This is a genomic window from Agromyces badenianii (assembly GCF_003070885.1).
Taxonomy (GTDB): domain Bacteria; phylum Actinomycetota; class Actinomycetes; order Actinomycetales; family Microbacteriaceae; genus Agromyces; species Agromyces badenianii.
The window spans coordinates 2,563,389-2,577,398 of sequence record NZ_CP028913.1; the positions used below are offsets into that span (position 1 = coordinate 2,563,389).

9 protein-coding genes are annotated in these 14,010 nt (G+C 71.0%); 1 reads left to right on the forward strand and 8 read right to left on the reverse strand.

From position 1 onward, the window contains the following. The 3 genes from DCE93_RS12160 to DCE93_RS12170 are packed head-to-tail and all read right to left on the reverse strand — an operon-like array spanning position 1 to position 3,205. On the reverse strand, positions 1-1,155 hold the full coding sequence (locus DCE93_RS12160; RefSeq protein ID WP_108596761.1) for a DegT/DnrJ/EryC1/StrS family aminotransferase: 1,155 nt from the start codon (positions 1,153-1,155) through the stop codon (positions 1-3). Continuing rightward, complete coding sequence (locus DCE93_RS12165; RefSeq protein ID WP_108596109.1) at positions 1,152-2,147, reverse strand: NAD-dependent epimerase/dehydratase family protein; 996 nt, start codon at positions 2,145-2,147, stop codon at positions 1,152-1,154. The genes DCE93_RS12160 and DCE93_RS12165 overlap by 4 nt, the downstream gene beginning before the upstream one ends. Next, positions 2,144-3,205 carry a Gfo/Idh/MocA family protein gene (locus DCE93_RS12170; protein WP_108596110.1) on the reverse strand — a complete coding sequence of 354 codons (1,062 nt, stop codon included), beginning with the start codon at positions 3,203-3,205 and terminating at the stop codon, positions 2,144-2,146. Before DCE93_RS12170 ends, DCE93_RS12165 begins: the two co-directional genes overlap by 4 nt. Before the next feature lie 322 nt (positions 3,206-3,527). Between DCE93_RS12170 and DCE93_RS12175 the strand changes: the two genes are divergently transcribed. Beyond that, positions 3,528-8,270 (forward strand): DUF4082 domain-containing protein, encoded by a 4,743-nt coding sequence (locus DCE93_RS12175; protein WP_146184997.1) that lies wholly within the window; start codon positions 3,528-3,530, stop codon positions 8,268-8,270. 77 nt (positions 8,271-8,347) lie between these two features. Here DCE93_RS12175 and DCE93_RS12180 read toward each other — a convergent pair whose 3' ends face one another. The 5 genes from DCE93_RS12180 to pip form a co-directional block, all read right to left on the reverse strand. Then, a complete protein-coding gene (locus DCE93_RS12180; RefSeq protein WP_108596112.1) occupies positions 8,348-9,358 on the reverse strand; it encodes a TolB-like translocation protein in 1,011 nt (336 codons plus the stop codon). Continuing rightward, positions 9,355-10,806: an MFS transporter gene (locus tag DCE93_RS12185; RefSeq protein WP_338027576.1), complete on the reverse strand. Its 1,452-nt coding sequence runs from the start codon at positions 10,804-10,806 to the stop codon at positions 9,355-9,357. The genes DCE93_RS12180 and DCE93_RS12185 overlap by 4 nt, the downstream gene beginning before the upstream one ends. A 3-nt stretch (positions 10,807-10,809) precedes the next feature. Continuing rightward, the gene (locus DCE93_RS12190; RefSeq protein WP_108596113.1) at positions 10,810-11,463 is read right to left on the reverse strand and encodes a hypothetical protein; all 654 of its coding nucleotides are present in this window, start codon (positions 11,461-11,463) and stop codon (positions 10,810-10,812) included. Between the two features lie 583 nt (positions 11,464-12,046). Beyond that, a complete protein-coding gene (gene ypfJ / locus DCE93_RS12195) occupies positions 12,047-12,922 on the reverse strand; it encodes a KPN_02809 family neutral zinc metallopeptidase (RefSeq protein ID WP_108596114.1) in 876 nt (291 codons plus the stop codon). Between the two features lie 34 nt (positions 12,923-12,956). Beyond that, positions 12,957-14,006, reverse strand: coding sequence for a prolyl aminopeptidase (pip, locus tag DCE93_RS12200; RefSeq protein WP_108596115.1), 1,050 nt, complete (start codon positions 14,004-14,006; stop codon positions 12,957-12,959). Positions 14,007-14,010: the final 4 nt, after the last annotated feature.

Genomic DNA, 14,010 nt, shown 5'->3' on the forward strand with positions numbered 1-14,010 from the left:
TCAGCGTTCTCCTGCCTCGCGGATCACCCGGGCGACGCGCTCGAGTTCCTCACCGGTCAGCTGGTGGAAGAGCGGCAGGATGAGCGTGCGGTCGGTGAGCTGCTCGGTGATCGGGAGCGGCGCACCGCCGGTGTCGCGGTCGGCGTACGCGGGCTGGCGGTGGGCGGCCATGATGCCGCGCCGGGCTGAGATCCCGGCCTCGGCGAGGGCGAGCAGCAGTGCCTCGCGGTCGAGCGGGTACTCCGGCGCCACCTCGAGCCAGAGCGACTGGAAGTTGCTCGTTCCCCATGCGGGATCGTCCACGAGCCGGATGCCGGGGACGCCGGAGAGCAGCTCTCGATAGCGCGCAGCGTTCGCCCGACGCCGCTCGACGACCTCGGCGAGCTTGCCGAGCTGCACGAGCCCGACCGCGGCCTGGAGGTCGGTCATGCGGTAGTTGAAGCCGATCTCGCCGTACTCCTCCGCCGGCGAGACGAGGCTCGCGTGACGGTCGGCCGCCGACACGCTCATCGAGTGCTCGCGGAGCCGGCGTGCGCGGGCCGCCCATTCGGGATTGCTCGTCGTGAGCATGCCGCCCTCGCCCGTGGTGAGGATCTTGCGCGGGTGGAACGACCAGGTCGCGAGCTCCGCGCCCGCCCCCACGGGACGCCCGTCGTAGCTGGAACCGGCGCCGCACGCGGCATCCTCGATGACGACGATGCCCTTCGGGTCGCAGAGCGCACGAATCGGGCCGAGCTCGACCGGGACGCCGCCCTGGTCGACGATGATGACCGCTCGCGTCGCCGGGGTGAGCGCCGCGGCGAGCGTGCCCGCGGTCACGTTGCCGGTCGCGGCATCCACGTCGGCGAAGACGGGCCGGGCGCCGACGTAGGTGGGGGCGTTGGAGGTCGCGATGAACGAGAACGACGGCACGACGACGTCGTCACCGGGGCCGATGCCCGCGACGACGAGCGCGAGGTGCAGGGCGGTCGTGCAGTTCGAGACGGCGACGGCATCGCCGGCCTGCATCGTCTCGGCGAAGGCGCGCTCGAACGCGGCGACCTTCGGCCCCTGGGCGACCCAGCCCGACTCGATGACCTCCGTCACGGCGGCGACCTCGTCGGCGCCGAGCCACGGCTTCATGACGTTGAGCCTGGTCACCTGCGCGGTACTCATGTCGCACTCACCGACCGGCCCGCCGCGATCTCGTCGCGGAGGGGCGCCCACCAGTCGACCAGGAGCCGGAGCCCCTCTTCGAGACCGATCGTCGCCTCGAACCCGAGGTCCCGCTTCGCCGCGGCGGTGTCGGCGAGGCGACGCACGACGCCGTTCACCGCGCGCTCCGGCCCGTGCTCGACGCCGAGCTCGGAGCCCATGACGTGCAGCAGTGCCTCGGCGAGCTCGAGCAGGCTCGTCTCAGAGCCGCTGCCGATGTTGTACACGCCCTCGACGACGTCGCTCGTCGCAGCGAGCACGTTGGCCCTCGCGATGTCGGGGACGCACACGAAGTCCATCGTCTGCGCACCGTCGCCGAAGATGAGGGGCGGAACGCCGTCGGCGATGCGCTCCATCCACCGCACGAGCACCTCGGTGTACACGCCGTGCACGTCCATCCTCGGCCCGTACACGTTGAAGTAGCGCAGCAGCACGTAGTCGAGTCCGTACATCGCACGGAAGCTGCGCAGCATCCCCTCGTTGAACGACTTCGCCGCCCCGTAGAACGTGTCGTTGTTGTGATGGTGGTGGCGTTCCCCGGTCGGGAACTCCTCCGCCATGCCGTAGACCGAGGCGCTCGATGCCGAGACGAGCTTGGCGACCTTGTGCTCCACGGCGGCCTCGTAGACGTTGAACGTGCCGTCGACGAGCACCTCCAGCGCGAGCCTCGGTTCCTCCGCGCACTGCGTGATCCGGATCGCGGCCTGGTGGAACACCACGTCCTTGCCGCGGGTGGCGTCGTGCACGAGGTCGCGGTCTCGGATGTCGCCGTCGATGAGTTCGACCCGACCCGACGCGATCGCCGGCTCGAGGTTCGCGAGTCGTCCGCGCACCAGGTTGTCGATGATGTCGACGCGGGCCACGCCCGCTTCGAGCAGCTGGTCGACGAGCGTCGAGCCGATCGTGCCGGCGCCGCCGGTCACGAGCACCGTCGCTCCGCTGAGTTCGCTCATGCCAAGTCTCCTGCCAGTTCCTTCTCGGGCTCGAGGCGGCTGGGGTCGCCGCCGCTCTCGAGGCTCCGGCTGGCCGCCTCGAGCACCGCCAGCACGCGAAGGCCGGCCTCGCCATCGGTTCTCGCGTGGCGACCCTCGCGAATGGCGGTGGCGAATTCGGACGCCATCGCGTCGAGCGCCTCGCGCTCCGACAGGGCCGGGGCCCAGGTGTCGCCGAGACGGTACGAGACCGTCGCGGCCCGTCGCTCGAGCCCGTCGAGCGCCTGCGTCTCGAGATCGATGCCGCGGTCGTAGACGCTGAGGCGCTGCTGCGGGTTCAGGTCGTCCCAGACGAGGGTGCGGCGCGAGCCGCCGATGATCATCTTGCGGATCTTCGTCGGGCTCAGCCAGTTCACGTGCACATGGGCCACCGCGCCACTTGGCAGCGGCAGCGTGAGGTAGCCGATGCAGGCCTTGCCTGCGCCGAGCGGATCGGCGCCGTGCGCCGCCGCCGACAGCGGCTTGAGTCCGCCCGGCAGTACGAAGTCGATGATCGAGAGGTCGTGGGGGGCGAGGTCCCAGAACACGTCGACGTCGGGCTGCACGAGTCCGAGATTGATGCGCACCGAGTCGACGAAGAGGATGTCGCCCAGCTCGCCTGCCTCGATGAGCTCCCGGATCTTCAGCACCGCCGGCGTGTAGCAGTAGGTGTGATCCGTCATGAGCACGACGCCCGCCGTGCGTGCGGCGGCCACCATCTCGCGGGCCTTCTGCTTCGAGTCGGCGAGCGGCTTCTCGACGACCACGTGCTTGCCCGCGGCGATGGCCGCGAGGGCGACGGCGTGGTGGGTTCGCGCGGGCGTCGCGATGGCGACGGCGTCGATGGAGGGGTCGGCGAGAACGGCGGCGAGGTCGGTCACCGCTTCGGCGCCGGCGAATCGGTGCGCGAGTTGCTCGGCGCGGGCGAGGTCGAGATCGCAGATCGCTGCGAGACGCCAATCGGGGCTGCCGGCGAAGTTCCGGGCGAGGTTCGGCCCCCAGTAGCCCGCGCCGACGACGGCGACGGAGAGGGTGTTCATAGGGTGGGCTCCTTGTCGGTTCGGGTCGGAGCTGCGCCGGGTCGATCGCGATTCACTAGGGGGTGATCGGGTGCGATCTCACCGGAGGAGTCGCACGCCGGGCTGCGCACGACCGAACCTGATTCTGTCTCGCCCGGGCTCGAGGCCGGCAGTCCCAGTAAGGGGGGTTCCTGCGCGAAGGGCCGCGTCCGCCGCCCGAACGGCGGGGCCCGACCCCGAACTGGGGGGCGCATCGGCACGCGGATCCGCGATAGGACGGACTCGTCACCCCCCTCGACCCTCGGGGTGCCCGTCACCTCCACCCGCCATCTGGGGACAGCCGATGACCGTTGCCCGACCGCCCGCACCCGACATGCAGTCCGCCCTGCGGCGACGTCTTCGTCGCCTCGCGGCCACCATCGCCCTCACCACGCTGCTCGCCTCCGCCGGCCTCGTCGCCGCCACCGGGGCATCGGCCGAGACCTGCGCCAACCCCGTCTCCTGCGAGAACCTCGTCCCAGGGGCCGAGCCCGAGGAATGGGACCTCGAGTCCGGCGCCGGCGATCCGTCGATCCAGGGCTTCGCGACCGACATCAGCGTCGACGTCGGCAATCGCATCGACTTCAAGATCGACACCGACGCCGCCGCGTACACGATCGACGTCTACCGCACCGGTTGGTATCAGGGCCTCGGGGCGCGCAAGTGGGACGCCGTCGAACCGAGCGCCGCCCTGCCGCAGCACCAGCCCGAGTGCATCCCCGAGGGGGCCACCGAGCTCTACGATTGCGGCAGCTGGGCGGTGTCGGCGAGCTGGGACGTGCCGTCGAACGCCGTCTCGGGCGTCTACATCGCACTGCTCACGCGAGGCGACACCGGCGGCCGCAGCCACATCACCTTCGTGGTGCGCGATTCGGCGAGCACGAGCGACATCCTGTTCCAGACCTCGGACACGACGTGGCACGCGTACAACACCTACGGCGGCGCGAGCTTCTACCAGGGCGGTGCCAACGGGCGCGCCTACAAGCTGAGCTACAACCGCCCGTTCTCGACCCGCGAAGGCACCACCGCGCGCGACTTCTACTTCGCGTCCGAGTACCCGATGGTGCGATTCCTCGAGCGAAACGGCTACGACGTCTCGTATGCGAGCGGCGTGGACACCGCCCGCTTCGGCCAGAACCTGCTCCAGCACGAGGTGTTCCTCTCAGTCGGGCACGACGAGTACTGGTCGGGCGAGCAGCGCAGCAACATCGAGGCGGCACGCGACGCCGGCGTGAACATCCAGTTCCTCGGCGGCAACGTCGCCTACTGGCGCACGAGGCACGAGCCCTCGATCGACGGCTCCTCGACGCCGTACCGAACGCTCGTCAGCTACAAGGAGACCTGGTCGAACGCCAAGATCGACCCCTCGGCCGAGTGGACCGGCACCTGGCGAGATCCGCGATTCGCCTCGCAGGCGAGCGGTGCCGGCAGGCCCGAGAACGCCCTCCTCGGCACCATGTACATGTCGAACTACTCCGACCTGCCCGTCACGGTTTCCGATTCCGAGGGCAAGACCCGGCTCTGGCGCAACACCGGACTGGAGTCGCAGCAGGCCGGCACTTCCACGGCGCTCGCCCCGCACACGGTGGGATACGAATCCGACGAGGACGTCGACAACGGTCACCGCCCGCCGGGTCTCATCCGGCTCTCGACGACCGTCGGATCGGTCCCCGAGTACCTCCAGGACTTCGGCAACGTCGTCGCGCCCGGCGAGACCGAGCACCACGTCACGCTCTACCGCGCGCCGAGCGGTGCGCTCGTCTTCTCCTCCGGCAGCGTCCAGTGGTCGTGGGGGCTCGACGAGACCCACGACGGCGACGGCGCGCCGGCCGACCTTCGCATGCAACAGGCCGAAGTGAATCTCCTCGCCGACATGGGTGCGCAGGCCGCGACGTTGCAGAGCGACCTGGAGCCGGCGGTGAAGAGCACCGACACCACGCCGCCGACCGTGGAGATCAGCGCTCCGGCATCCGGGGCGAACGTCGCGAACGGGTCGTCGATCGAGATCTCGGGTACGGCGAGCGACGTCGGCGGCGTCGTCGCCGGCGTGGAGGTGTCGACCGACGGCGGCGGCACGTGGCATCCGGCCGTAGGCGCCTCGACGTGGAGCTACGAGTTCATCGTGCACCGCATGGGCGACGTCGCCGTGCAGGTGCGCGCGATCGACGACAGCGCCAACTACCCGGCGACCGGGGCCTCGGTCGTCGTGCACGCGACCGGCCCGTACTCGGCGTTCGGCTCGGAGGCCCCGAAGCGGGTCGACGCGGGCGACCCCTCGCCGGTCGAGCTCGGGCTGCGGTTCGTGCCGACGACCGACGGATTCGTGCAGGGCGTGCGCTTCTTCAAGAGCGAGGCGAACACCGGCACCCACACCGGTTCCCTGTGGGGGCCCGACGGCGCGCAGCTCGCGACCGGCACCTTCGCGAACGAGACGTCGAGCGGATGGCAGACGCTGACGTTCGACACGCCGGTACCGCTCGATGCCGGGCAGACCTACACGGCGTCGTACTGGGCGCCGAACGGCCACTACGCGGCCGACGACCACGCGTTCAGCGCGGGGCCGCTCGACCGCGACCCCCTGTTCCTCCCGGGCGGCTTCGGCAACCCGGTCGCCGGCGTCTACGGCGTGCAGGGAACACGGCCCATCTCGACCTGGGGCGACACCAACTACTTCGTCGACGTGGTCTTCGAGACCGGCGAGACCTCCCCGCTCTCCGCGACGTCGCGTTGGCCGCTGCCCGGCTCGACGAGCGTCGCTGCGGGCGCGACCGTCTCGGCGACCTTCACGAAGGCCGTGACCGAGTACTCGGTGGCCGTGCGCAACGAGCTCGGCGAGTCCGTCGCCGGTGCCACCGCGTACGACGGGGCGACGCGAACGGTCACCTTCACGCCCGCCGCCGCACTCGACGGCTTCGTCACGTACACGGTGGAGCTCTCCGCGCGAACGGCGAGCGGCGTGCCGCTCACGAGCGGTGCCACCTGGAGCTTCCGCACTGCGAAGCCCGATGCCGCGCCGGGCCAGTGCCCGTGCGGGATCTTCCCGGAATCGACGCTGCCCGGCATCCTCGAGGATCCCGAGACGGTGCCGGTCGTGCTCGGCACGGCGTTCACGCCCACCATCGACGGCGTCGTGACGGGCGTGTCGTTCTACAAGTCGATCGGCAACGCGGGTCCGCACACCGGCAGCCTGTGGACGGCCGCCGGCGAGCAGCTCGCGAGCGGCGCCTTCACCTCCCAGGTGACGAGTGGATGGCACACCCTCACGTTCGACGAACCGGTTCCGGTCACCGCCGGGACCGAGTACGTCGCTGCGTACCGAGCGCCCGCCGGGCGGTACTCCGCGACGATCGGCGCCTTCGCCGCGCCGAAGACGGTCGGCCCGCTCACGACGGCCGCCGGCGCCGGCGCCTACAGCTACAGCGGCGACTTCCCGGCCAGCCGGAGCACCACGAGCTATCTCGTCGACGTCGTCTTCGATGCCGCGCCGCCCTCGATCGCGGTCACGTCGGTGACCCCGGCGGCGAACGCGGTGGGCGTCGACCCGAACGCCGACGTCTCGGTGACCTTCAGCGCACCGATCGCCGCCGGCGCCGCGCTCACCGCGACGGCGGGCGGGCAGTCGATCGCGGGCTCGCTCGCGTTGTCTGCCGACGGCACCTCGCTCACGTTCGATGCCGCGGCCGCGCTGCCGTCGGGCGCGACGGTGACGGCGTCGTTCTCGGGGGCGACCGCGCAGAGCGGCGGCGGAACCGTGCCGGCGCGCACGTGGGCCTTCACGGTGGCCGAGGCGACGCCCGACGGCACGGTGAGCCTCCTCACCGGCGCGACGCCCGACGTGGCCGCCGCCGGCGACGATCCCGCCTCGGTCGAACTCGGAATGGCCTTCACCACGGCCGTCCGCGGTGAGGTGCTCGGCGTTCGGTTCCACAAGGGGGCCGGCAACGTCGGCACGCACACGGGTTCGCTGTGGGATGCCACGACCGGCGCCGAGCTCGCCTCGGTGACCTTCGCCGACGAGTCGTCGACGGGCTGGCAGCAGGCGCTCTTCGACGAACCGGTCGAGATCCTGCCGGGCCGCGAGTACGTCGTGTCGTACCTGGCCCCGAACGGCCACTACTCGTACACGCCCGGATTCTTCGCGACCTCCGCGACGAGCGGACCGCTCGTCGCCCCGGCAGACGTCAACGGGCGGTACCGCTACGGCGACGGCACCGCCATCCCGGCCTTCTCGTGGAACCGCACGAACTACTTCGTCGATGTCGTGTTCGATCCGGCCGATACCGTCGTCCCGCCCGCCGTCACCTCGTCGAGCCCCATCGGCGGCGCCACGCTGATCGCGACCTCCACCGCCGTCTCCGCGGTGCTCACCGGCGACATCGCCTCCCCGCCGCAGCTCGCGCTCACGGGGCCGAACGGGGCGGTCGCGGGTTCGTCGACCTGGAACGCCGCGAGTTCGACGCTCACGTTCACTCCGGCCGCCGCGCTCGCCGGCGGCACGGGCCACACCGCGACGGTCACGATCGGCGGGCAGCCGGTCGCCGACGGCGAGTGGACGTTCACGACCGTCGACGCGGCCCCGATCGGCGCGATCTTCGACGACGCCACGCCGACGAACACCAGCTGGAACGACGCGACCGCCGTGCAGCTCGGCGTGCGGTTCAGCGTGACCGAGCCCGTGAGCGTCGCCGGCATCCGCTTCTTCAAAGTCCAGGGCGACTCCGCGACCTCGCACCAGGTGCTGCTCTGGGGCACCGACACGGGCAACCCGATCACGACGGCCGTGTCGAGCGACGAGACCGCGTCGGGCTGGCACACCGTGCGGTTCGACTCGGCGGTCGAGCTGACGCCGGGGGTCGAGTACCGCGCGACGTACCTCACGACGACCGGGCGCTACGCCGCCGACGTCAACGCCCTCATCGGCTCGATGCAGAGCGGTCCGTTCGTCACGGTGCCGGGCGGCGGCGTCTACGTCTACAGCTCGGGTGCGAGCTACCCCTGGTCGACCGCCGGCCACAACTACTGGGCGGACGTCGTGCTGGTCGGCTGACCCGGGCCGGCCGTCGCGTCACGCGCGGCGTCGGGCGAGGCGTCCAGCGAGCGTCACCCCACGAAGACCCCCGGGAGTCACCGAACGACCGACGGCGACGACCCATGCGCGATGAAGAGAACCGGCGCATTCGATCCATCGGCGGCGACCGCCCAGACATCGCTCTCGCCGGCCGCGCCGTCGCGGGGCATGCCGTAGAGGAGCGTGTCGTCGTCGAGCCACTCCACCTGGTCGTCGACGTTCCGGTGCTCGGGCAGCACGGTCTCGCGGCCGGTCGCGAGATCGAGCACCGCGATGGTCCAGCGGGTCTCCGGCGCGGTTCCGGCGACCTGCTTGAAGGCGATGCGCGTGCCGTCGGGAGAGATCGACGGGCACTCGACGCCATCGCGGATCGCCACGAGCGTGCGGTCGCCCACGTCGCCGCGAACCAGCCAGGTGCGGCCGCCCGACGCTGCCGTCGCATAGAACTCGTCGCCGCCCGGCACGAATGTGACGCCCCAGAAGTTGCGGTCGGCGCTCGTGAGCGCCGCCCCGTTGACCGTGAAGTCGAACCCCTCGAGGTTGCCGTGCTCGGTGCCGTCGGCACCCGTGATCACGGTCGCGGTCGAGAAGTCGATCGTCGCGTACGAGTGGCCGGTCACGAAGGCGGTCGACGCCCAGTACCGGGAGTCGTCGGCGATTCGCGTGCGGCTCGGCACTCCGGGCAGCGGCACGCTCCACACCTCGTCGAACGCGGCGTCGGTGACCTGCCACTCGAAGGTGGTCACGATGCCCCGGATGGTGCGCAGGCACGACACGTAGTCGGATGTCGCGTCGACGCGATCGCACGCGAGGTCGTGCACGGCGCGGGGAGCGGCCGGATCGTCTGCCGGCACCGCGGCGAGCAGGCCGTAGTCCTCGCCCGCGGCCGTCGAGCGGAAGAGGACCTGCCCGGGCTCGACCCGGTCGAGGGCGACCGAGTCGACCTCGCTGGGGGCGTTCGTGCGCGCCTCGAACCGCACGAACGCCGTGACGCCGTACGCGAGCGCACCGCCGATGAGCACGACGGCGGCCACGATCACGAGGCCCCACTTGAACCGCTGCGTCACAGCGTGCGCTCCGGGGCCTCGTCGTCGATCTGCTCGCCCGTCTGCTCGCGGGTCTGCGCATCGGCGTGCGCCGTGGGTTCACCTGCGCGCGCCGCCCCGCGGCCGAACAGCACCCACGCGGCGATCGGGATGGCGACCGCGAGCAGGATCGCGACGAGCACGACCGCCTCGACCCGGCCGACCAGGAACCAGAGCAGCCCGAAGCCCGTCGAGGCGACCAGCCGGGTGAGGGCGACGACGGTCTGCGCCGCGGCGATGCCGCTCGCGCGCGACTCGGCGGGTGTCGCCCGGCTCGCGAGTGCGGCGAGCACGCCGTCGGTCGCCGCATAGAAGGCGCCGAGCAGGCCGAGGCACGCGATCGTCACGCCCCAGCCCGCGACCGGGATCGCGGCGAGGATGTACGTCGCGAGGAGCGCGAGGTGTCCGATCACGAAGACCCGCGCGGTGCCGACGCGATCGCTCAGCCGCCCGAGCGGCACGGCGAGGGCGAGGAAGGCCACGTTCGTGCCGACGTACAGCAGCGGGAACCACTCGGCGGCGAATGCGCTCCGGCTTTGCAGCACGAGGAAGATGAACCCGTCGCCGACCGTGAGCAGCCCGAAGAGGCCTGCGACGACGAGCACGCGGCGCAGCTGCGGGTTCGCGAGATGACGCCAGCGGAACGGCGCCGGCGCGTTGTCGCGACCTGCGCCCTCCGCCCGCGGGTGCCGGTTCGGCACGAACAGCCCGAGCACGATCACGCCGAGCACGGCGAAGGCGAGGGAGATCACGAAGACCGTCGTGTAGCCGTCGGGGATCAGCAGCAGCACGATGAACGCGAGCAGCGGGCCGATCGCCGCACCGACCGTGTCGAGCATTCGGTGCACGCCGAACGAGCGTCCGAGATTCTCGGGCTCGGACGACGCCGAGATGAGCGCGTCGCGTGGTGCCGTGCGGGCGCCCTTGCCGAGTCGATCGACGACGACGACCGTCGTGAGCGCGGCGAACCCGCTCGCGAAGAGCAACCCGACCCGGGCGATCGCCGAGATCCCGTACCCGAACATGGCGACCCACTTCGGGCTGTCGCCGCGGTCGGCCGCGTATCCGGCCGCGATGCGCACCACCGCGCTGACGCCCTGGTAGAGGCCGTCGATGAAGCCGTATGCGACGGTCGAGAGCCCGATGACGCCGGTGATGTAGAGCGGCAGGATCGCCGACGTCGCCTCCGAGGAGATGTCGGTGAACATGCTCACGATGCCGAGGGCGATGACGACCGACGACACTCGGGCCGACGCCGTGCGCACGGTCCGTCCGGCGGGCGACGACCGGGTCGTCTCGCCGAGGGCGCCCTCGGCGGGTGCTGACGCACCGCCCTCGACCTCGCCCCCGACCTCGCCGTCGACCTCGCCCTCTATCTCGGCATCCGGGCGTTTCAGCTTCCCGCGCAGATCCGAGAATGAGAGGTACACGCGCTATCCCTTCGCAGCGGTGAGCGTTCCGAAGACGGTATAGCGCGTGCCGGCGCCGGCGCCGGTCACCGTCACGACGAGCGAGTCGTTCTCGCGAACGAACGCGAGCGCGCGCGATCCGCCCACCGCGGGCGAATCGGTGCCCTGCAGTCCGAGCGCGCCGAGCCGGGCGACGTAGAAGTCGAGCACGGCCTGCGGCGCGACATCCGCTTCGGCCTCGAGCGCCGCCTGCATGCGGTCGCCCGCGATGCTGACCGAGCTCGTCACGATCTCCGAGCCGTCGAAGACCGGCACCTTCGCGGGAAACCCTTCGACGATGGCCCCGGTCGCCGCGGCGGTCGGCGGGAGCGGCATCGTCACGAGCGGTGCGTACTCCACCGGCGCCGGGAGCCCGGCCGACCCGGTGATCGGCGGCAGCACCTCGGTCGCGATGCCGTCGTCTCCCGATGAGCCGCGCTCTTCGGCGTCGTCGGGATCGTCACTGCCGGCTTCGGAACCCGACGCGGGATCGTCTGAGGTGCCCGGTGCCGACGTCGATTCGGCCGCCACCTCGCGCCGGTCACCGGCTGCGACGTTGTCGAGCACGAGGGCTGCGCCGAGGATGACGACCGCAGCCGCCACGACCGCGATGAGCACACGCCGCATGGTGGCGGTCATATCCCCTCCTCGTCGTCCCATCGGAGAACATCGCGCCGCGCCTGATCGGCGTGCGGACGAGCGAGTGGTTCGGGTGCTGACTTCGGGAGTCGTGGTCGGTTCGGTGCTCGTTGCGCAGGGTGCACTCCACGGTCAACAGCAGGGTAGCGATCACCGCCGGCCGCACGCTCCCCCCAAAGCTGGGGTCGCAAAAGCCGGGGTCGCAAGGCCCGCGCCGCCCGCGCCGCCCGCGAGCTTCAGCGCCTGAGGGCGGGTGCTGCCAGCGGGCGCCGCGCACGGGCAGACGATCGGGGGCCCGGCGCGCTCGTCCGGATCGGCTGCGCGTACCAGTGGTCGGCTCCCCGCCCGCAGGCGCACGGCGTCGCGATCACCTCGTCGAGGCCGACGGGCCGGAAGAGTTCGCGGTGCGGAATCGGGTGGTCGGATCGTTGCATGGGTCGTTGCATGGGTCGGGTCCCTCGCGTCGACGACGCGCGTTTCGGGCACGCGCCGCTTCGTTGACGGCGCGCATTCGGGCGCGCGCCTCTTAATAGAGAGACGCGGTCACCCTCGGATCATGACGCCGGCGACGCGAGGAATCTCCCTAGAGCCCGGCGCCGCCCACCGAGAAGGTGTCGCACGCCCCGGCCCCCTGCTCGAAACCGGTCTCGAACCACCGCACGCGCTGCTCGCTCGTGCCGTGCGTGAAGGTGTGCGGCGTCACCTGGCCCTGCGTCGCCTGCTGGATGCGGTCGTCGCCGACGGCCGACGCCGCACTGAGCGCGTCCTGGTACTGCGCCCTCGTGATCGTCTGCAGGAAGGGCACGCCGCTGTCGTCGGGCACCTGCGATGCGCTCGCCGCCCATGCACCGGCGTAGCAGTCGGCTTGAAGCTCGACGCGGACCGCGTTCGACGTCGGTCCGGTCTGGCCGTCCTGCGAGCGCTCGAGGGTGCCGTCGATGTTCTGCACGTGATGGCCCCACTCGTGCGCGATGACGTACATTTCGGCGAGCGGACCCGCGTTCGCCCCGAACCGGTTGCGCAGCTCGTCGTAGAAGCTCACGTCGAGGTAGATGGTCTGGTCGGGCGGGCAGTAGAACGGCCCGGTCGCCGACGAGGCGCTGCCGCAGCCCGTCGTGGTCGCCTGGTCGAAGAGGATGAGGTTCTGCGGCGAGGAGTACGCGAGTCCGAGTTCCGGTGCCTCGGTCTGCCAATAGGCCTCGAGCGACGCCGACGCCCCCTTCATGCGGCACTCGACGTTCTCGTTCGCATCCTGACCGGTGAGGCACTGCTCGAGCCCCGAGTCGCTCGCCTCGGGCTGGCCGCCTCCGGCGAGGCCGGTCAGGTCGATCCCGAGGAACTGCGAGAGCAGGAACAGGGCGATCACGCCCACTCCGCCGCCCGCGACGGCGATGCCGGTGTTGCGTCCGCGTTTGGAGGCCTTGCCGCCACTGATGTTCGCGTCGGGATTGAACGTCATCCTCCGACGCTACTGCGTGACGGGGTGGTCCGCGCTAGCGCTTCCCCTCGTCATCGTCGTCATCGTCATCATCGTCGTCATCGTCGTCATCGTCGTCGCGATGCACGGCGTCGCCCCCGAAGCCGTCGCCCCCGGCGAAGCGATCGGTCGCCGTGATCAACGCGTCGAGGATCCCCGGCTCGTCGAAGGCGTGACCGGCGTCGTCGACGATGGTGAGCTCCGCCTCGGGCCATGCCCGGTGCAGATCCCACGCGGTCATCGCGGGAGTGCACATGTCGTAGCGTCCTTGAATGATGACGGCGGGGATGCCACGGAGCCGCGAGGCATCCCGGATCAACTGACCCTCCTCCCACCACCCGCCGTGCCGGAAGTAGTGGTTCTCGATGCGCGCGAACGCCGTCGCGTACTCGGGTGCCGTGAACCTGGCGATGTTCGCCGCCTGCGGCAACAGAGTGATGGTCGAAGACTCCCACCGTGCCCACGCGATGGCCGCCGGTTCGTGCACCTCGGGGTTCGGGTCGGCGAGCAGCCGCGCGTACGCCTCGATGAGGTGAGTGCGCTCGAGCAACGGGATCGGCGCGATGAACTCCTCCCACAGATCGGGGAAGACCGCGGATGCGCCGCCCTCGTAGAACCAGTCGAGCTCCTGCCGCCGCAGCGTGAAGATGCCGCGCAGCACGAGTTCGGTCACCCGCTCGGGGTGGGTCTGCGCGTAGGCGAGGGCCAGCGCGCTTCCCCAAGAGCCGCCGAACACCTGCCACTGATCGATGCTGAGATGGCCGCGCAGCCGCTCCATGTCGGCGACCAGGTGCCACGTCGTGTTCGCGCCGAGGTTCGCCGCGGGTTCGCTCGCGTGCGGGATCGACAGCCCGCATCCGCGCTGGTCGAAGAGCACGATCCGGTACCGCTCGGGGTCGAAGAGGCGGCGGTGCTGCGGCGTCGTTCCGGCACCCGGTCCCCCGTGCAGGAACACCACGGGCTTCCCCTGCCGGTTGCCCGACACCTCCCAGTAGATGTGCTGGCCGTCCCCCACATCGAGCATGCCGGTGTCCAGCGGCTCGATCTCCGGATACATCTCTCTCATGGCG

Bases quoted from the DNA above. Each gene is read 5' to 3' on its own strand.
- DCE93_RS12160 (WP_108596761.1), bottom strand. From the start codon at position 1,155: ATGAGTACCGCGCAGGTGACCAGGCTCAACGTCATGAAGCCGTGGCTC.
- DCE93_RS12165 (WP_108596109.1), bottom strand. From the start codon at position 2,147: ATGAGCGAACTCAGCGGAGCGACGGTGCTCGTGACCGGCGGCGCCGGC.
- DCE93_RS12170 (WP_108596110.1), bottom strand. From the start codon at position 3,205: ATGAACACCCTCTCCGTCGCCGTCGTCGGCGCGGGCTACTGGGGGCCG.
- DCE93_RS12175 (WP_146184997.1), top strand. From the start codon at position 3,528: ATGACCGTTGCCCGACCGCCCGCACCCGACATGCAGTCCGCCCTGCGG.
- DCE93_RS12190 (WP_108596113.1), bottom strand. From the start codon at position 11,463: ATGACCGCCACCATGCGGCGTGTGCTCATCGCGGTCGTGGCGGCTGCG.
- ypfJ (WP_108596114.1), bottom strand. From the start codon at position 12,922: ATGACGTTCAATCCCGACGCGAACATCAGTGGCGGCAAGGCCTCCAAA.
- pip (WP_108596115.1), bottom strand. From the start codon at position 14,006: ATGAGAGAGATGTATCCGGAGATCGAGCCGCTGGACACCGGCATGCTC.